The sequence below is a fragment of the Shimia fortis genome (assembly GCF_040225985.1).
Classification (GTDB): domain Bacteria; phylum Pseudomonadota; class Alphaproteobacteria; order Rhodobacterales; family Rhodobacteraceae; genus Shimia.
The window spans coordinates 123,357-142,302 of record NZ_JBBPEU010000002.1; the positions used below are offsets into that span (position 1 = coordinate 123,357).

At 62.9% G+C, this 18,946-nt stretch carries 16 protein-coding genes; 8 read left to right on the forward strand and 8 right to left on the reverse strand.

The window, feature by feature from the left end; translation table 11 throughout:
• The first annotated feature begins 33 nt into the window (after positions 1 to 33).
• The 4 genes from WNE31_RS03820 to WNE31_RS03835 all read left to right on the forward strand — a co-directional run bounded on the left by WNE31_RS03820 (position 34) and on the right by WNE31_RS03835 (position 3,887).
• Positions 34 to 1,554, forward strand: a complete 1,521-nt coding sequence (locus WNE31_RS03820) for a class I adenylate-forming enzyme family protein (RefSeq protein WP_349978376.1) — start codon at positions 34 to 36, stop codon at positions 1,552 to 1,554.
• Positions 1,551 to 2,192: a DsbA family oxidoreductase gene (locus WNE31_RS03825; RefSeq protein WP_349978377.1), complete on the forward strand. Its 642-nt coding sequence runs from the start codon at positions 1,551 to 1,553 to the stop codon at positions 2,190 to 2,192. The genes WNE31_RS03820 and WNE31_RS03825 overlap by 4 nt, the downstream gene beginning before the upstream one ends.
• Positions 2,189 to 2,569, forward strand: a complete 381-nt coding sequence (locus WNE31_RS03830; RefSeq protein WP_349978378.1) for a potassium channel family protein — start codon at positions 2,189 to 2,191, stop codon at positions 2,567 to 2,569. The genes WNE31_RS03825 and WNE31_RS03830 overlap by 4 nt, the downstream gene beginning before the upstream one ends.
• A 127-nt stretch (positions 2,570 to 2,696) precedes the next feature.
• Positions 2,697 to 3,887, forward strand: coding sequence for a multidrug effflux MFS transporter (locus tag WNE31_RS03835; RefSeq protein WP_349978379.1), 1,191 nt, complete (start codon positions 2,697 to 2,699; stop codon positions 3,885 to 3,887).
• 21 nt (positions 3,888 to 3,908) lie between these two features.
• Here the strand turns inward: WNE31_RS03835 and WNE31_RS03840 are convergent, their stop codons facing one another.
• From WNE31_RS03840 to WNE31_RS03855, 4 genes are all read right to left on the reverse strand, one after another.
• Positions 3,909 to 5,018 carry a peptidoglycan-binding protein gene (locus WNE31_RS03840; protein WP_349978380.1) on the reverse strand — a complete coding sequence of 370 codons (1,110 nt, stop codon included), beginning with the start codon at positions 5,016 to 5,018 and terminating at the stop codon, positions 3,909 to 3,911.
• A gap of 13 nt (positions 5,019 to 5,031) precedes the next feature.
• A complete protein-coding gene (locus WNE31_RS03845) occupies positions 5,032 to 5,796 on the reverse strand; it encodes a DUF2092 domain-containing protein (RefSeq protein WP_349978381.1) in 765 nt (254 codons plus the stop codon).
• Positions 5,797 to 5,875: 79 nt separating this feature from the next.
• Positions 5,876 to 9,349, reverse strand: coding sequence for a transcription-repair coupling factor (mfd, locus tag WNE31_RS03850; protein ID WP_349978382.1), 3,474 nt, complete (start codon positions 9,347 to 9,349; stop codon positions 5,876 to 5,878).
• A gap of 10 nt (positions 9,350 to 9,359) precedes the next feature.
• On the reverse strand, positions 9,360 to 9,884 hold the full coding sequence (locus tag WNE31_RS03855; protein WP_349978383.1) for a component of SufBCD complex: 525 nt from the start codon (positions 9,882 to 9,884) through the stop codon (positions 9,360 to 9,362).
• A 116-nt stretch (positions 9,885 to 10,000) separates the two neighbouring features.
• On the opposite strand from WNE31_RS03855, the gene hemB reads away from it, so the two are divergent.
• The 3 genes from hemB to WNE31_RS03870 all read left to right on the forward strand — a co-directional run bounded on the left by hemB (position 10,001) and on the right by WNE31_RS03870 (position 12,491).
• The gene (gene hemB, locus WNE31_RS03860) at positions 10,001 to 11,002 is read left to right on the forward strand and encodes a porphobilinogen synthase (protein WP_349978384.1); all 1,002 of its coding nucleotides are present in this window, start codon (positions 10,001 to 10,003) and stop codon (positions 11,000 to 11,002) included.
• A 140-nt stretch (positions 11,003 to 11,142) separates the two neighbouring features.
• Positions 11,143 to 11,703, forward strand: a complete 561-nt coding sequence (locus tag WNE31_RS03865; RefSeq protein ID WP_349978385.1) for a lipid-binding SYLF domain-containing protein — start codon at positions 11,143 to 11,145, stop codon at positions 11,701 to 11,703.
• An 11-nt stretch (positions 11,704 to 11,714) separates the two neighbouring features.
• Positions 11,715 to 12,491, forward strand: coding sequence for an alpha/beta hydrolase (locus WNE31_RS03870; protein ID WP_349978386.1), 777 nt, complete (start codon positions 11,715 to 11,717; stop codon positions 12,489 to 12,491).
• Positions 12,492 to 12,677: 186 nt separating this feature from the next.
• Here the strand turns inward: WNE31_RS03870 and WNE31_RS03875 are convergent, their stop codons facing one another.
• Positions 12,678 to 13,550 (reverse strand): NAD(P)-dependent oxidoreductase, encoded by an 873-nt coding sequence (locus WNE31_RS03875; protein ID WP_349978387.1) that lies wholly within the window; start codon positions 13,548 to 13,550, stop codon positions 12,678 to 12,680.
• A gap of 80 nt (positions 13,551 to 13,630) precedes the next feature.
• Between WNE31_RS03875 and WNE31_RS03880 the strand changes: the two genes are divergently transcribed.
• On the forward strand, positions 13,631 to 16,096 hold the full coding sequence (locus tag WNE31_RS03880) for a penicillin acylase family protein (RefSeq protein WP_349978388.1): 2,466 nt from the start codon (positions 13,631 to 13,633) through the stop codon (positions 16,094 to 16,096).
• Between the two features lie 10 nt (positions 16,097 to 16,106).
• Here the strand turns inward: WNE31_RS03880 and WNE31_RS03885 are convergent, their stop codons facing one another.
• The 3 genes from WNE31_RS03885 to hfq all read right to left on the reverse strand — a co-directional run bounded on the left by WNE31_RS03885 (position 16,107) and on the right by hfq (position 18,599).
• Positions 16,107 to 16,970 (reverse strand): carbon-nitrogen hydrolase, encoded by an 864-nt coding sequence (locus tag WNE31_RS03885; protein ID WP_349978389.1) that lies wholly within the window; start codon positions 16,968 to 16,970, stop codon positions 16,107 to 16,109.
• A gap of 118 nt (positions 16,971 to 17,088) precedes the next feature.
• Positions 17,089 to 18,360, reverse strand: a complete 1,272-nt coding sequence (gene hflX, locus WNE31_RS03890) for a GTPase HflX (protein ID WP_349978390.1) — start codon at positions 18,358 to 18,360, stop codon at positions 17,089 to 17,091.
• Entirely contained in the window at positions 18,360 to 18,599 is a 240-nt protein-coding gene (hfq, locus tag WNE31_RS03895) for an RNA chaperone Hfq (RefSeq protein WP_008204623.1), read from the reverse strand. Before hfq ends, hflX begins: the two co-directional genes overlap by 1 nt.
• Positions 18,600 to 18,946: the final 347 nt, after the last annotated feature.

The window sequence follows — 18,946 nt, forward strand, 5'->3', positions numbered from 1 at the left end:
CAACTGCCGTTCCCTGCCCGTACGAGGTCAGTCATGCTTTCCATTTTCGATCAAGGCGCACCTGCGACCGCCCCGACCCCGTTCAACATGGCAGCTCATGTGCTGGCCCATGCCGATGCTCTGGCCGACAAGACCGCGCTGTCCGTGATCTCGATGAACGATGCGCAGACCTGGAGCTATGGCGCGATCAAATCCGCAATCCTTGGCACCGGCACCGGCCTGTTGCAACAGGGACTTACCCCCGGAGATATCGTGCTGATGCGGCTTGGCAATACCGTCGAGTTCCCGATTGCCTATCTCGGGGCGATTGCGGTCGGGCTGGTGCCGGTGCCGACCTCGTCCCAACTGACCGCGCCGGAAGTGGCCAAGATGGTGGCCGAGCTGTCGCCCGCCGCGATCCTGCGCGACCCAAACATCGCCTGCCCCGACACGCCGGGCATTCCCCAGCTTGACACCGCTACGCTGGAAGACATGCGCACCCTGCCGCCCGCCGCCTTTCACATGGGTGATCCAGAACGTCTGGGGTATATCGTTTACACCTCGGGCACCTCGGGCCAGCCGCGTGCTGTCTGCCATGCCCACCGCGCCATCTGGGCGCGCCAGATGATGCATCAGGGCTGGTACGGGTTGCAGCCATCGGACCGGCTCATGCATGCGGGGGCATTCAACTGGACCTTCACGCTGGGCACCGGCCTGATGGACCCGTGGTCGGTGGGCGCGACGGCGCTGATCCCCGACAAGGGCGTGGACCTGCACGATCTGCCCAAGCTGCTGAAGACCCACAAAGCGACGATCTTTGCCGCCGCGCCGGGGGTTTATCGAAAGATGCTGTCAGATCACCCCGACATCCACCTGCCCGACCTGCGCCATGGCCTGACCGCAGGCGAGAAACTGTCGGAAACCATCCGCGAGGAATGGTTCAACGACACCGGCACAGCGCTCTACGAGGCCTATGGCATGTCGGAATGTTCCACCTTCATCTCGGCCAGCCCCACCTCGCCGGCCCATCCCGGCACGCTGGGCACACCACAGGCGGGGCGGCGGATTGCCATCGTGGATGATAACGGCCCTGTTCCCCTAGGCACCGAGGGCACGATTGCCGTGGACCGGCGCGATCCGGGGCTGATGCTGGGGTACTACGGCGCGCCCGAGGACACCGCCGCGCGGTTTCAGGGCGACTGGTTCCTGACCGGCGATCAGGGCGTGATGGATGCAGATTTCTACATCACCTATGCGGGCCGCGCCGATGACATGATGAACGCGGGCGGGTTTCGCGTTTCCCCGCTCGAGGTCGAGGGCGCGCTGGCCCGTTTCCCCGGCATAGCCGCCGTGGGTGTGACCGATGTCGAGATCAAGGCCGACACGCGCGTCATCGCGGCCTTTTACACCGCTGCCGAGGATCTGGACGAGGCCGCGCTCAAGGCGTTTGCGCAAAGCAATCTGGCCCGTTACAAACAACCCAGACTTTACAAGCGGCTACCTGCCCTGCCAACCAACCCCAACGGCAAACTCAGCCGCCGCGCCCTGCGCGAGACTTTCGAGGCCAAGACATGATCAAGCTCGACATCCTTTCCGACCCCATCTGCCCCTGGTGCTATATCGGCAAGACCCGTCTGGAAAAGGCGCTGGCCCAGGTGCCGGACCACCCGTTCACGATCGAATGGCACCCGTTCCAGCTGAACCCCGACATGCCTGCCGAAGGCATGGACCGGCGCACCTATCTTGAAACCAAGTTCGGCGGCAAGGAAAACGCGATCAAGGTCTATGCCGAGATCGACAAACATGCACAGGCCGATGGGCTGATGCTCGACTTTGGCGCGATCCAGACCACGCCCAACACGATTGACGCGCACCGCCTGATCCACTGGGCCGGGATCGAGGGCAAACAGGACGCGGTCGTGGATGCCCTGTTCAAGGCCTATTTCGAAGAGGGCCGCGATATCGGCGATCACGAGGTTCTGTGTGACATCGCCGATGGCGCCGGGCTGGATGCGGCGGTGATCGGCAAATTGTTGAAATCAGACGCGGATGCGGACATGATCCGGCAACGCGATGCCCATAGTCGCGAGATGGGCGTCAATTCCGTGCCGACCTTCATCGTCGGCAACCAGCACGCCGTGCCCGGCGCCCAACCGGCGGATCTCTGGGTCAAGGTGATTGAGGAACTGAAAGAGCAACAGGCCCCTGCATGACGCCAAGCGAAAGAATTTTCCTGCTGGTTTTCTTTTTGCTGGTCCCCGTTGTCGGCAGCGGCACGGTGTTCTTCCATTATGTCGAGGGCTGGAGCTGGCTTGACAGCTATTTCTTCTCGGTGATCACGCTGTCTACGGTCGGTTATGGCGAACTGGTGCCGCAAACTGCTCTGGGCCGCTTTGGTACCACTGTCTATATCTTTGTCGGCATTGGGGTTTTCGCCTTTGTTATCAAGCAGCTTGGCCAAATGACAGCCGAGAAACACGCCGCCCATTCCGAATGGCTGGTCGCGCATCTGGGCCATCACAAGGCCAAGGAAGAGCCCCACGCCGATAACGAAGACGACGAACCCGACCCCCCGCGCAAGCACGGCTGAGATCCGCCGACCCGGCATTCCCGCACAAGGGCCTATGCAGCGTCCATACTGGTCATGCTCCTGACAACATGCTAGCGGTGGCAGGTTACTTAACAGTTTTGGTATTTCCATGCCCCCCGCGATTCCGATGTCCCGCACAGAATTCGTGGCGCTTTGCGCCATGTTGTTTGCCACCATTGCGTTCTCGATCGACGCGATGCTTCCAGCGCTGCCCGAAATCGGCGCCGAACTGAGCCCGGACAACCTGAACCGCGCGCAATTGATCCTGACTTCTTTCGTGCTGGGCATGGGGATCGGCACGTTTTTCACCGGCCCGCTGTCAGATGCATTCGGGCGCAAGCGGGTGCTGATTGGCGGGGCGCTGCTTTATTGTATCTGCGCTTTTGTCGGCTGGCTCAGCCAGACGCTCGAACTGGTTCTGGCCGCGCGGCTTGTGCAGGGGATCGGGGCGGCAGGCCCGCGGATCGTGTCGCTGGCCATCATCCGTGACCTGTTTTCGGGGCGGGAAATGGCGCGGATCGTGTCTTTTGCCATGATGATCTTCACGCTGGTGCCCGCCATCGCGCCGTCGATCGGGGCGGTGATCATTGCGTTTGCGGGTTGGCGTGGCGTGTTCCTGTCTTTCGTGATCTTTTCAATCATCTCGGTCCTGTGGGTGTCGATCCGCCTGCCCGAACCGCTGGCCGTCGCGGACCGGCGCCCGTTCCGCCTGTCGCTGCTGATCGCGGGGATGAAGGAGATGTGGGCCCTGCCGGCGGTGCGCATCTCGATGATGGTGCAGTCCCTGTGCTTTGCAATCCTGTTCGGGATGATTTCCTCGGTCCAGCAAATCTATGACATCACCTTTGCACGGGGCGACGAATTTCCGCTCTGGTTCGGGGCGATTGCGCTGGTTTCGGGCAGCGCAAGCCTGTTGAACGCGTGGCTCGTGGTACGGGTCGGGATGCGGTATCTGGTGACGGTCGCCCTTGGCGCGCAGATCGGGTTATCGGCCCTGATGGTGGTTTCGGCCCTTGCATTGGACGCGGGCTGGACCCAGTTCCTGATCTTCGTGGTCTGGCAGACCACCGTGTTCTTCATGGCGGGCATGACCCTTGGCAACCTCAACGCGCTCGCGATGGAGCCGCTGGGACATATGGCGGGCACAGCGGCCAGTGTCATGGGCGCCTTTGCCACCGTGTTGGGTGGGGCACTTGCGGTGCCGATCGGGCTGGCCTTTGACGGCACCGTCCTGCCCGTGGCCGCCGGGATTTGCCTCGCTTCTGCGCTGGGATTCGCCCTGATGCTCTATATGAAACGGGTCGAGGCGCAGGCCTGAGCCAGCACCCCCTCGCCCGGATCACTCCTGCGGTTCCTCGCCGGTGTCGCTTGGTCCGGTGTCGCCTGATGGCGGGGGCGGGTTGGGGTTTTCATAGCCCAAGAGCGCGGCGGTCTCTGCATCCACCATGCCCGTGGCCTCGCGCCCGTTGTCATACTGGAACCACATCAGCGCGGTTTCTGTCGAACTGCCGAACACCCCGTCCACAGCACCCACATCATAGCCCGCATCCTGAAGCCGCTGTTGCAGATCACGCACCACGGCCCCGCGGGTCATGGGATCGGTCAGGGACAGGCCAAACACGGTTTCCGGCTCGGGCGCATCGGGGGGGTCGCTGACGATCTCGTAGACCTTTTCGTCTTCGTAATAGGTCGACCGGTACAGCACCCCATCGCAAAGATAGAGCGTTTCGCCATCCTCGACGATCTTCTCGCAGTCACTGTCCGACGGCAGCTCGGACGTGAACACCAGCGTTGAACCGACCAGCGCGGCGGTGAAGAACCAGCCCCAACTTGGGTGATAGTAATAATTGCCCCAATGGTAATGCGGGGGTCGGTAATAGGGCGGCCTGTGATAGGGCGGACGGTAGCCCGGCGGGCGATGGTGCGGCGGGCGATAGCCCGGCGGCCGGTGAATGGGCGGCTTGGGTTTCACGCCCGGCGGGCGGCCCATGTTGGGAGGCCGGTTGCCATTGCCCGGCGGTTTCAGACCCGGCGGGCGGTTGCCCCCGCCCGGCAGCGTGGTCGGCGGAGGGTTGATACCGGGGCGGCTTGGTCGCGTCGCACCGGGGTTCGAAGGAAGTGTGCCGACCGGCGGGCGCACCGACGGATTGGCCGGGCGTGTGCTTGGGGCGGGCCGTGTCGAAGGTCTTGGCGCGGGCGCCGGACGGGTCGACGGAAGGGTGGCCTGCGGCGGACGCCCCCCCGTTGACGGACGACTGACCGAGGGCCGCGTGGTCGGGCGGGCCTTGGCCCCACCCGAAGGGCGTGGCGCGGGTCGCGCGCCGCCGGTGAACCCGCCACCGGGGCGGGCCTCGGCGCGCGACGCATCAAACGACAACCCCATCACCCCAAGAGGCGACGTCGCCACCGCCAGCACAAAGATAAGAAGGCCTGAGACTATCCGGATCATCCTGCGCTCCTCTCTATTCGGCCGACGGTTTCGGCAAGGTCATGCGTTCGCTGTCGGGGCCGGGCGCGAAGGTGAACGTATCTTCGCCGATCTCGGGCGCAAAATCCCAGTCGCTGAAATAAACGCGGTATTGCGGCCAGCCCTGCACATAAGGGTTCGTGCCCACCAGCATCAGCAAATGCGGCGCGGCCTCGTCCGTGGCCACCCAGACCTGCCAGTCCTCGTCGTAATTACTTAGCGCGATATGATGTGCCTCTTGCCCACCGATCCGAGTGAGACCCAGATAGGTCGCGCTCTCGGCGCCGCGCAGGTACTGGTCCCGGTAACGGGTGCTCAGCACCGACCAGATCGGGATCTCCAGCCCGTATTCCTGTGCCGCGCGGTCGACCAGCGTATCGTACCCGCCCGCGATATGGGCCTGCACATAGGCGTCTTCCTCGACATCATAGATCGCCAACGTGGTGCCGTTGAAATAGAGTTCGCGCGTGTTCAGCCCCTCTTCGACATAGGCGAAATACCCGCCCTCCCGGTCCAGCAGGCTATAGCCGCTGCGCAGACGGGTCAGTTTCTCGCGCCCGTCAAGGATATCGTCATAGGCGACGAACCAGCGCAACGAAACCGTATCCTGTTCGGCCAGAAACGCACCTGCGGCATCAACGATCTCGGCGGCGCGCGGGTCGATATCGGGCGGATCCGCGGTCTGTGCGGCGGCGGGCAGGCCCCCGATCAAACCCAGAACCACGGCCCCCGCCGTGGCGGCCTTGCGCAAATGGGACATGGCAATATTCCGTTCAGAAAGCATGGGCCCAGCCTAGGACGCGCAATGGCACCGTGGCAAGGCTCTTCACAAAACGGTTCTAACCCTTGGCGGATTGCGCGGCTTTCGCGCGTTTCTTCTCGGCCACGACCTTGGCGGCCAGATCGCGGGCAATGGCAAAAGCGCCCTTGATCTTGTCGCTTTCCTTTTTCCAGTCGCGCCGCACCACGATCTTGTTGTCCTTGATCTTGGCAAGACCCTTCTGATCCTGGATGAATTCAACCAGCCCGGTGGGCGAGGCAAACTTGTCATTGTGGAACTGGATCGTTGCCCCCTTGGGGCCGCCGTCCAGTTTCGCAATCCCGGCGCGTTTGCACATGTCCTTGATCCGCACCACCAACAGCAGCGTGTTGACCTCGCGCGGGAGCTTGCCGAAGCGGTCAATCAACTCGGCGGCAAAGCCTTCGAGTTCGACCTTGCTGTGCAGGCTGCTGAGGCGACGATAGAGCCCCAGGCGCACATCGAGATCAGGCACGTAATCCTCGGGGATGAGAACCGGCACGCCCAGATTGATCTGCGGCGCCCATTGGCCATCGGCGTCGCTGAGACCCTCCATCTCGCCGGACTTGATCTTGGCAATCGCCTCTTCCAGCATCGACTGGTACAGTTCATAGCCCACGTCGCGCATCTGGCCGGACTGTTCCTCTCCCAAGAGGTTTCCTGCGCCGCGAATATCAAGATCCTGACTGGCCAGCGTGAACCCCGCACCAAGCGTATCGAGCGAGCCCAAGACCCGCAGGCGTTTCTCGGCGGCGGGCGTCAGTTTCATGCGCGGCTTGGTGGTCAGATAGGCATAAGCGCGCGTTTTCGAGCGCCCCACCCTGCCCCGGATTTGATAAAGCTGCGACAGACCGAACATATCGGCGCGGTGCACCACCATCGTGTTGGCCGTGGGAATATCCAGACCGGATTCCACGATGGTTGTCGCCAGCAACACATCGTACTTGCCGTCGTAGAAGGCGTTCATCCGGTCATCCAGCTCGCCCGCCGCCATCTGGCCGTGGGCGGTGATAAAGGTCACCTCGGGCACCTGTTCGCGCAGGAAATCCTCGATCTCGGGCAGATCACTGATGCGGGGCACGACATAGAAGGATTGCCCGCCGCGATAGTGTTCGCGCAACAGAGCCTCGCGGATGGTGACCGCATCGAATTCGCTGACATAGGTGCGGATCGCCAGCCGATCGACGGGCGGCGTGCCGATGATCGACAGGTCGCGCACCCCCGACAGCGACAGTTGCAACGTGCGCGGAATGGGTGTTGCCGTCAGGGTCAGCACATGCACGTCGCTGCGTAACTGTTTCAGGCGTTCCTTGTGGGCCACGCCGAAATGCTGTTCTTCGTCAATGATCAACAGGCCAAGGTTCTGAAAGCGGATGTTCTTGGCCAAAAGGGCATGGGTGCCGATCACGATATCCACCGTGCCATGGGCCAGCCCGTCGCGGGTTTTCTCGGCTTCTTTGGCGCCGATGAACCGCGAGAGGCCCCGTACCTCCAGCGGAAAACCGCGGAAGCGGTCGGCAAAGCTCTTGTAATGCTGGCGCGCCAAAAGGGTCGTGGGGGCCACCACGGCCACCTGCATCCCCGACATGGCGGCGACAAAGGCGGCGCGCATGGCGACCTCGGTCTTGCCAAACCCCACATCACCGCAGACCAGACGGTCCATCGGCTGCCCCGAGGACAGATCATCCATCACATCGCCAATCGCGCGCAGCTGGTCCTCGGTCTCGGTATAGGGAAAACGCGCGCTGAATTCTTCCCAGGCGTGATGCTGCGCCTCAAGCACGGGCGCAGTGCGCAGCGCACGTTCGGCGGCAATGCGGATCAGGCGGTCCGCCATCTCGCGGATGCGCTCTTTGAGCTTGGCCTTCTTGGCCTGCCACGCACCTCCGCCCAGCCGGTCCAGAAGACCTTCGTCATGGCCGTATTTCGACAGAAGTTCGATGTTTTCGACCGGCAGGTACAGCCGCGCGTTCTCGGCATATTCAAGGCTGATGCACTCATGCGCGGCACCTGCGGCGGTGATCACTTCAAGGCCGTGATAGCGCCCGATGCCGTGGTCCACATGCACCACCAGATCGCCCGGCGACAGGGATTGCGTTTCGGTCAGAAAGTTCTCGGCGCGGCGTTTCTTGCGCGGGGCGCGGATCAGGCGGTCGCCCAGCACGTCCTGTTCCGAGATCACCGTCATGGTCGGCGAGACGAACCCGTGCTCCAGCGCCCAGACGGCAAGATACAGACCCGATTTGCCAATCCGCGTCGCGTCCGAAATCGGGATTGCTTCGGCAAGACCTTCGTCTTCGATCAGCCCCATCAGACGTTCACGCGCACCTTCGGAATAGCTCGCGACCAGTACGGGGCCCTTTTGCAGGCGCTGCGTGATGTGATCGGCCAGCGCGCCGAACAGGCTGACATTTTCCTGCTGCCGCTCGGGCGAGAAATTGCGCCCGATGCGCCCGCCTGCGTCGATCACACCCGGCCCGCTGGCCTGCGCAAGCGGGTTGAAATGCAGCACGCGCCGCCCCGCGATCGCGCGATACCACGCGCCGTCATCCAGATAAAGCAGCCCCGGCGGCACCGGTTTATAGACCGAGTCCATCCGGTTCTTCTGTTGCAAAGCGTGGTGACGGGTCTCGTACTGATCCACCACCGAGTCCCAACGTGAAAGACGCGCCGCACCAGATTGATCATCAAGGGAAATCGTCGCGTCGGGAAGGTAATCAAACAGGGTTTCCAGCTTCTCGTGGAAGAACGGCAACCAATGGTCGACACCCTGATGTTTGCGGCCAGCGCTGATCGCCTCGTACAAGGGATCATCCGTGCCCGCCGCACCGAATTCAATGCGGTAATTCTGGCGGAAACGGGTGATCGCCGCCTCATCGAGAATGACCTCGGAGACCGGCGCCAGTTCGATCATGTCCAGCTTTTCGGTGGTGCGCTGGGTGGCCGGATCAAACCGGCGCGCGCCGTCCAGCACATCGCCGAACAGGTCCAGCCGCACCGGCCCGCTGTCGCCCGGCGGGAAAATGTCGATGATCCCGCCGCGAATGGCGTAGTCGCCCGGCTCCATCACAGTGGGGGCCTGCGTGAAACCCATCCGCACAAGAAACGCGCGCAGCGCCGCCTCGTCGATCTGGTAACCGACCTGCGCCTTGAACGCGGACTCTTTCAGTACCTCGCGGGCGGGCACGTACTGGGTTGCGGCGTTTAGCGTGGTCAACAGCACAAAGCGTTGCGGCATCCCGTGCACCAGCCCCGCCAGCGTCGCCATGCGGGTGGCAGAAATGTCGGCATTGGGCGACACGCGATCATAGGGCAGACAATCCCAGCCCGGGAAACTCACAACCGGCATGTCCGGCTGGAAAAAGGCCAGCGCCGCCTGCATCGCCGCCAGACGTTTGTCGTCGCGCGCCACATGCAGCACCGGGCCGCCGGATTTCGCCACCTCGTCGAGGATCAGCCGGGCATCAAACCCCTCGGGCGCACCGCCCACCTTGATGTGTTGGTCTTTGGACATCGCGTGCGCCTCAGAAAATCGGAGAGGACGACATGTTCTGGTACATCCCCCAGAGCGAGGTCACAAAGATCGACACCATGCCCAGCACCTGCACGAAGAAGCGGTGTCGCGTCAGTCTGCGGCGCAACTGGTCGCCTGCCGCCTCTTCTTCCTGAATGCGGGCGGCGGTCGAAAGGCTCATCAACCCGACCAGCGACATCGGGAACAGCAACAGAAACACCGCCTGCGCAAATTCGATCCCATAGACAAAGCCGGTCACCGCCAGCCCCGCGAGCAGGAAACAGGCAAACCCGAGAATCCACAGCCCCGACACCCGCGCCACATGCAACAGGCGGTTGGTGTTGATCCGCACAAGGTCTTCAAGATCGATCTCGGTCTGCCCGCCGACCCGTTTGGCCCGCAGCACCATGTCGAACGGCACGCCCAGCACCCAATGGCTGGCGGTCGACCACATCACGGCCAGCGCGATCCAGAACCACAGGTTCGAGAAACTGCGCATGTCGATCATTTCGAAAACGGTTTGATACCAGTCCACTGCCCCTGCCCTTCTTGGCCTTGAAGTTTCACATAACGCGGCTCTGCGGCAAATCCTAGCCTTGAGGTGCGGGAAATTCCGTGGCACCTGTGAAACATCCAAGAATGAGGTCCGCCATGAGCCACCAGCCCGCCGCCTTTCCCACGGCCCGCCTGCGCCGCACCCGCAAATCCGCCGCGATCCGCGGCCTTGTGCGCGAACACAGCCTGACGGTGGACGACCTGATCTGGCCGGTGTTCGTACGCGACGGCGACGGGGTCGAGGAACCGATCCCCTCGATGCCCGGCGTGATGCGCCGCTCGGTCGACAAGATCGTCGAGGCCGCGCGCGAGGCCGCCGATCTGGGCATTCCGGCGATCTGCATCTTTCCCTATACCGACCCGTCTCTGAAAACCGAAGACTGCGCCGAGGCGTGGAACCCCGACAACCTGTCGAACCGCGCCATCCGCGCGATCAAGGCGGCGGTGCCCGAAATCGCGATCATGACCGATATTGCGCTGGATCCATATAACATCAACGGCCATGACGGCTATGTCGTGGATGGCGAAATCCTGAACGACGAAACCGTCGAGGCGCTGGTCAAGATGGCGCTCGCCCAATGCGAGGCCGGGGCCGATATCCTTGGCCCCAGCGACATGATGGACGGGCGCATCGGTGCGATCCGCCGCGCGATCGAGGCCGAGGGCCACAAGAACGTCGCGATCCTGTCCTATGCCGCGAAATACGCCAGCGCCTTTTACGGACCTTTCCGCGATGCGGTCGGGGCCTCGGGGGCACTCAAGGGTGACAAGACCACCTATCAAATGGACCCGGCCAACACCAACGAGGCCCTGCGCCTTGTGGGCCGTGATCTGGACGAAGGGGCCGATATGGTGATGGTCAAGCCCGGCATGCCCTATCTCGATATCTGTCGCCGCGTGAAAGACCGCTTTGCCGTGCCGACCTTTGCCTATCAGGTGTCGGGTGAATACGCGATGATCATGGGCGCGGCCCAGAACGGCTGGATCGACGGCGACAAGGCCATGTTCGAAAGCCTGATGTGCTTCAAACGGGCAGGCTGTGACGGCATCCTGACCTATTTTGCCCCCGCCGTTGCGCGGAAATTGGCCGGACACTAGGCAAACCGCCCGAAATTCCCTTTGCAGGCGCAGAAATCTGCGCCTCGACCCTAGTGACAGGGGGCAGAACGCCCCGTATAATTGCGCGCAATTCCGGTGCAGGCCGGCAATCAACAAAAAGCAGACTACAGGCGGACATGATGAGCAAAATTACCCGACGCGGTTTCACACTCGCGGCTGTTGCAGGGATGGCCCTGACGGCGGCCTGCGGCAATGGCGTCAACAGCACCGGTGCACAGAAGATCGACGCACGGGTCGACCAGACGCTGAACTATCTTTACAATAACTATCCCGGCAGCGTGGACCTCGCGGACAAATCCGCAGGCATGCTGGTGATGCCGGTCGTGACCGAGGCAGGCTTTGGCTTTGGCGCGGGGTATGGCCGGGGGGCGTTGCAGATCGACGGCGTGACGGTCGATTACTATTCGGCCACCTCGGGCAGCGTCGGATTCCAGATCGGCGCCTCGCAATCGGCCCATGTCCTGTTCTTCATGACCGAAGCCGCGCTCAATGATTTCCGCCGCTCCAGTGGATGGGCCGCGGGTGCAGATGTCAAATATGCCGTGATCGACCAGGGCCAGAACCTGGCCGCCGACACCAACACCCTGACCGCGCCGGTCTATGCGGTGATCTTCGGACAGGCCGGTCTGCATGTGGGCGCGACGCTGGAAGGCGTGAAATACACCCGCATCATTCCCTGACGCCCGCGCCCATGCGCGAAATCCGGGATCTGACCTATCTCAAGCGCCCGCGCTCTGCGTTGGCGCTTGATTTGTTTCTGCCAGGGGGCCCTGCCCGCGCCGCCGTCGTGTTTGCCCATGGCGGGGGATTTTTCAAAGGCCAGCGCCAGGGCGCAGACGTGGATCGCCTGGCCGCGCTTCTGACCGGGCGCGGCTTTGCCATGGCCAGCCTCTCCACCCGTCTCGGCACAACAATCTCAGAGTTCCCTGCACTTCAGCAGGACGCCATCCGCACCCATGCCGCACGCAGCCGCAAGGCCGGTCTGACCCTCGCCCCGCGCCTCTATGGCCCTGCATTCGAGGCCGCACGACAGGATCTGGCCGCAGGCATTGCGTGGCTGCGCAGCCACGCCACGACATATGACATCACAAGCGACAAGGTCGGCATCGTCGGGGTCTCCGCGGGCGGCATCGCCGGATTGTCGCTGGCCTATCCGCCACGCAACTTGCCCACCGAGGCCCGGCCCGATGCCGTTCTGGCCATCTCGGCCTGCATGGTCCAACCCTGGCGCCTGCACGCGGGCGGGCCGCCCTGTCTGCTTTTGAACAGCGCCGTGGACCGGATCGTTCCGCCGGAAAACCCGCGCCTGACCCTGCACCGCGCCCGCACCACCGGCGCGCCTGTTACCGGCCTGACCTGCGCGCGCAACGGCCATAACCCGCCTTTTCAGGCCCTGCTGGAAGACCGCCACACAGACGGCACGCCTTATGCGAACCACATGACCAACCTGTTCACTGCCATGTTATAAGGCGCGCCGGTCCCCCCAAAGGTTCACCGCCCCACATTTCACCTTCCCCAAAATACTCCGGGGTGAATTGGCCGCAGGCCAAGAGGGGCAGCGCCCCTCGCCGCGCCATGGCGCGGCCATGCCCAACGTCCGGAACGGGCCGCAAGGCCCTGACAGGCGGCGGGAGAGCCTCCCGCCAACCTTGATTTAATCCAGTGCCTTCAAACGTTTGATCAGGCTCGATGTGTCCCAGCGACCGCCACCCATTTTTTGCACGTCCTTGTAGAACTGGTCGATCAGCGCCGTGACCGGCAGGCTGGCGCCGGTTTCATTGGCAGTGGACAGGCAAATGCCCAGATCCTTGCGCATCCAGTCCACGGCAAAGCCATGATCGAAATGGTCATCCGCCATGGTTTCGTGGCGGTTCACCATCTGCCAGCTTCCGGCGGCACCGCCCTGGATCACGTCGACCACTTCGCGAATGTCCAGTCCCGCCTTCTCGGCAAAATGCAGCCCTTCGGAAAGGCCCTGCAACAGGCCCGCAATACAGATCTGGTTGACCATTTTGGTCATCTGGCCCGCGCCGCTGTCGCCAAGGCGCTTGATGGTGCGGCCATAGGCCTGCATCACCGGCTCGGCCGCGTCATAGGCCGCTGCGTCCCCGCCACACATGATCGACAGGATGCCGTTCTCCGCCCCCGCCTGACCGCCCGAAATCGGTGCGTCGACAAAGGAAATGCCCTGATCTTTCCCAAGTGCGTATAGCTCCCCCGTGACCTTGGCCGACACGGTGGTGTGATCGACAAGGATGCTGCCCTCGGACATGCCGGCAAAAGCGCCGTCTTCACCCGCGCAGACCATGCGCAAATCGTCGTCATTGCCGACACAGGTCATCACGAACGCGGCGCCCGCAACGGCCTCTTTCGGGGTCGCGGCAAACTCGCCCCCGTGTTCGGCGGCCCAGGCCTCGGCCTTGGCGGTGGTCCGGTTATAGACCGTGACCTCGTGACCGGCCTTTTGCAGGTGCCCGGCCATGGGGTATCCCATCACGCCCAGACCCAGAAATGATACTTTAGCCATCTGCTTTCCCCTCGCTGTCTTTCGTCGTAATGTTTGCCTGTTCCGGGGAACAGAAAGCAAGCAGGAATTCAGGATTCGGCATGGGACAGGTTGTTCAGTGGCTGTTGCGTATCGCAGGCGGCATGGTGGGGATTGTGCTGTTGCTTGGGCTCGGGGTCTATTATCTCGCGTCGCGGTCGCTGCCCGATTATGACAAGACGCTGATCACCCCCGGCGTGCTGGCCCCGGTCGAGATCGTGCGCGACAATGCCAACGTGCCCCACATCCTTGGAGCGACGGATCAGGATGCGTTTTTCGCGCTGGGATATGCCCATGCGCAGGACCGTCTGTGGCAGATGATGATGATGCGCCGCACCGCGCAGGGCCGCCTGTCGGAACTCTTCGGGCGGCGCACCCTGCCCGTCGACTCGCTGATCCGGCGATTTGATTTCTATACGCTGGCGCGCAGTTCGGTCGACGCGCAGGATCCCCGCACGCAGGCCGCGCTCAAGGCCTATGCCAACGGCGTAAACACCCGCATCGACGAGATCAATCAGAACGCGCTGGGACGGGGTGCGCCCGAATTTTTCCTGTTTCCCAGCGCCATCGCGCCGTGGCAACCGGCGGATTCGCTGGCGATCCAGAAACTGATGGCACTGCAACTGTCGGGCCATCTGGAAGAAGAGGTGCTGCGCGCGCGCACCTCGCTTCTGGTGCCGGACCAGACACGTCTGGCCGATATCCTGCCCGACGCGCCCGGATCGGGCGTTGCCGCACTGCCGGAATATGCCGCGCTTGTGCCGGGGGCGCCGCGCTTTGCGGCCACCACCCGCCTGCCCGACCATCCCCTGTCGCCCTTCCCGCGCCGTGCGTTGGCCGGGGCGTCGAACGCATGGGCCGCCGCGCCGCACCGCTCGGCCAGTGGCGGCACGCTTCTGGCAAATGATCCCCATCTTGGCCTCAGCGCGCCGGGCATCTGGTATCTTGCTCGGATGGAGCTGTCTTCGGGCGGTGTGATCGGGGCCAGCATTCCGGGCATTCCCGCGATCCTGACCGGGCGCAGCGCGCGTCTGGGCTGGGGGCTGACCTCGGCCTATGTGGACGATCAGGACCTGTTCATCGAGAAACTTAACCCAGACAACCCCGAGGAATACCGCACGCCCGATGGCTTCAAACCCTTCGAGACGCGCAAATCCATCGTCAATATCGCCGACGAGGCGCCGGTCACGCTGACCCTGCGCTGGACCGAAAACGGGCCGGTTCTGCCCGGTTCGCATTACAGCCTGAACACCATCACCCCCGAGGGGCATGTCGCGGCACTTGGCTGGACCGCGCTCAGCCCGCGCGACACGTCCATGAGTGCCGCAATTGCGCTGATGTATGCGCAGGATGTGAACGAGGGGCTGGCCGCGGCCGAGGCCTATATTTCGCCCGCGCAGAACCTGACACTGGCCGACCGCGACACCGTCGCGCTCAAGGTGGTGGGTGCCGTGCCGCGCCGGAACGCCGCGCATCAGAGCAAGGGCCGGATGCCGTCGCTGGGATGGGTACCGGAAAACCGCTGGGACGGGCGGATGCCCTATGCCTCGAACCCCGCCTTCGTGGCGCCGGTGGGCGGCATTGTCGGCAACACCAACAACAAGACCGTCGAACGCCCCTTCCCGAACCATGTCTCCTTTCACTGGGGCGACAGCCAGCGCATCCAGCGCTGGAGCCGCCTGATGCAGGGCCGTCAGGTGCACACCCGTGACAGTTTCATCGAGGCCCAGCTGGACACGGTCAGCTTCACCGCCCGTGCCCTTCTGCCACTGATCGGCGCGGACCTGTGGTTCACCGGCGAGGCCGCGCCCGACGGCACGCCCCAGCGCCTGCGCCAACGCGCGCTGACGCTGCTTGCGGACTGGAACGGCGAAATGAACGAACACATGCCCGAACCGCTGATCTATGCCGCGTGGCTGCGCGCCCTGCAGGATCGCCTGATCCGCGACGAATTGGGGCCGCTGGCAGAGGAATACACCCACGTGGAACCCCTGTTCATCGAACGGGTCTACCGCGATGTCGACGGGGCCGCGATCTGGTGTGACGTGATCCAGAGCGCCCCTCGCGAGACCTGTACCGATATGGCGCGGCTGGCGCTGGATGACGCGCTGGTTTGGATTTCCGAACGCTATGGCACCCAGCTGGACAGTCTGCGCTGGGGCGATGCGCATCAGGCGACCCATGACCATCAGGTGCTGGGCGAGGTGCCGGTACTCAAGTATTTCGTGAACATCCGCCAGTCCACCAGCGGCGGCGACAACACGCTGCAACGTGGCCGCACCAGCGGCACCGGCCCCGACCCGTTCCAGAACGTGCATGCTGCGGGCTATCGCGGAGTCTATGATTTCGCCGACCCCGACAGTTCGGTCTTTATCGCCGCCACCGGCCAGTCGGGCCATTTCCTGTCGCGCTATTACGACGATATGGCCCAGCTGTGGCGGCGCGGCGAATATGTGCCCATGTCTCTGGATCCCGATCTGGCGCGCGCGGCGGCGGTGGGGGTCACACGACTGGTGCCGCCCCAGTAAGGCGAAGGCGCTATTTCGGCAGCGGGGTCTCTCCGTCCAGCGTCAGGATCGGACCGTACAGATCGGGGCGACGGTCGCGGAACAGGCCCCAATGGGCGCGCAGCTCGCGGATTTCGTCCATGTCGAAACTGTGGCTGACGAACATGTCCGACGTTTCGTCGGCCCGCGCCACCACCTCGCCGCGAGGCCCTGCGATGAAAGCCTGCCCGAAATAGGTGACTTCGCCCAGCGTGCCCACCTCGCGCCCGACACGGTTGGAACAGACCAGAGGCACGATATTCGCCCCCGCATGGCCGCGCATCACGGTTTCCCAATGGTCGTGGCAATCCGACCCGATGGCCGAGGGGTAAAACAGAATCTCGGCCCCCCGCAACGCAAGAATCCGCGCCGCCTCGGGGAACCACTGGTCCCAACATACGCAGGTGCCGATCCGCCCATAGGCCGTGTCAAAGGTCACGAACCCCGTGTCGCCCGGATTGGAATAGACCTTTTCATAACACCCCGGCAGGCCCAGCGGGATATGCGATTTGCGATAATGGCCCAGCACCGACCCGTCCGCGTCGATGATCACATTGGTGTTGTAATAGGCGTTGTTGGCCTTCTCAAAAATATTGGTCGGGATGACGATAGACAATTCCCGCGCCAGAGCACGCATATGGCTGACCGTGGGGCCGTCCAGCGCTTCGGCCAGTTTGAAATGCTCGGGCCCCATCTCCATGAATTGGAATTCAAACGCGGAAAACGCCTCGCCCGGCAGAACGATCTGCGCGCCTGCTGCTGCGGCGTCGCGGATCACCTTTTCGGCCCTGGCGATATTCGTGTCATAGTCTCGGGAACTGGCAAATTGCATCGCGGCAACGGTCACGGTCGTCATGGGGGCATCCTTCCTGTTGCGGGTTTCCTGTCAGGAAATGCTAGGAGGTTTCGGGCACGAAGATGCCCTCCCGACGACATGTCATGTCGCAAATGTCGGATTTATTAGGTGTGGCGGCCTACAACCCCTCGAACTTGCGGGCCTGTCGGGCGGTCCAGCGTACGCGCAGAGTGAACCCGTCCTCGCCCTGTTCTTCGTTTTCGACGACGCCTTCCTTGAACAGCCAGGCGCGCTTTTTGCCCTCGGCAAAGCCCAGATGCAGAGTCTCCTCGGTCCGGTCGGCATCCAGCGCGGTGGTGATCGCCGCAAAGAGTTCGTCCAGACCAGCACCCGTCACGGCAGAGACGGCAAAGATCGCATCATCACGGTCGGCCCGCGTCTGGATCGCCTCGCGGCGCTCTGCGTCGAGAAGGTCGATCTTGTTCCAGACCTCAATCTGTTTTGCGCCCGATCCGACGCCCAGCGAGTTCAAAATATCCTGCACGTCCTCGGCCTGCACATCCGTGTCTGGATGGGCAATGTCACGCACATGCAGGATCAGATCGGCAGCCAGCACCTCTTCCAGCGTGGCGCGGAAGGCCGCGACCAGTTCGGTCGGCAGGTCCGAGATGAACCCCACCGTGTCGGACAGGATCACCTCGGGGCCGTCGGGCAGATGCACCGCCCGCATGGTCGGGTCCAGCGTGGCAAAGAGCATGTCCTTGGCCATCACGTCGGCCCCGGTCACGTGGTTGAACAGCGTGGATTTTCCGGCGTTGGTATAGCCCACAAGGGCCACGATCGGGAACGGCACCTTTGCGCGGGACTTGCGGTGCAATTCGCGGGTTTTCACCACCTTGGACAGTTGGCGGCGCAGGCGGACAAGCTGGTCGTCAATGGCGCGGCGGTCAGCCTCGATCTGGGTTTCGCCGGGGCCACCGACAAAGCCCAATCCGCCCCGCTGACGTTCAAGGTGAGTCCACGCCCGCACCAGCCGTGTGCGCTGATAGGACAGCGCCGCCATCTCGACTTGCAACACCCCTTCACGGGTGCGCGCGCGGTCAGAAAAGATTTCAAGGATCAGGCCGGTCCGGTCCAGCAGTTTGACCTTCCACGCCTTTTCAAGATTGCGCTGCTGCACCGGAGTCACCGGCCCGTCAATCAGGACCAGCTCCACCTCGTTTGCCTTGAACAGCGCGCCCAGTTCCTCGATCTTGCCCGATCCGAACAGCATCCCCGGATGCGGTTTGGACAGGCGCACGACGTTTGAGCCGACGACCTCAAGCTCGGCCAGCGCATCGGCCAGAGACACGGCTTCTTCCAGCGCGAAAGACGCCTCGCGCCGCTGGTCCGAGCCGTAAATGTCAGGATGCAGAACCCAGGCACGGGTGACCTGCTTTTCATGCTCCATCAAGAGGCGTCTTCACCTTCATAAAGGCTGATGGGTTGTGCCGGCATGATGGTCGAGATTGCATGTTTGTAAACAAGCTGGCTTTGACCATCGCGGCGCAGCAATACACAGAAATTATCAAACCAGGTAATCACGCCCTGAAGTTTCACGCCGTTGATCAGAAAGATCGTGACGGGAACCTTGGTTTTACGAACATGATTGAGAAAAGCATCTTGAAGATTTTGTCGATCCGAAGCCATCGCGCGTTTGCCTTTGTTCTTGTTGGGTGCCACGGGTGCAAGCAGGTAGTCCGAGAGAGTATGGAGCGGGCTTTTCTGAGTTTCCACCCCTAAAAACACCTATTTGGCGAACACATCATTCAAAGCGCATCATTTGTGCCACAAAAAGACCTGCAAGGCCGCGTGTTTACGAGGGCTGACGGGTCTAAATTGCTGGATAACGCGCCCCGCCTGACGCGTTGCTCCCATCCTTTCGAGGGCTCATGGCCGACTTCGCCCGATCTCAAGTGGCCTGCGTGGGCCCATTTGGGCACCTCTAAGACAGACCCCCGGATAAACACAGCGAATGGGGGAAGGAACCCTTGATG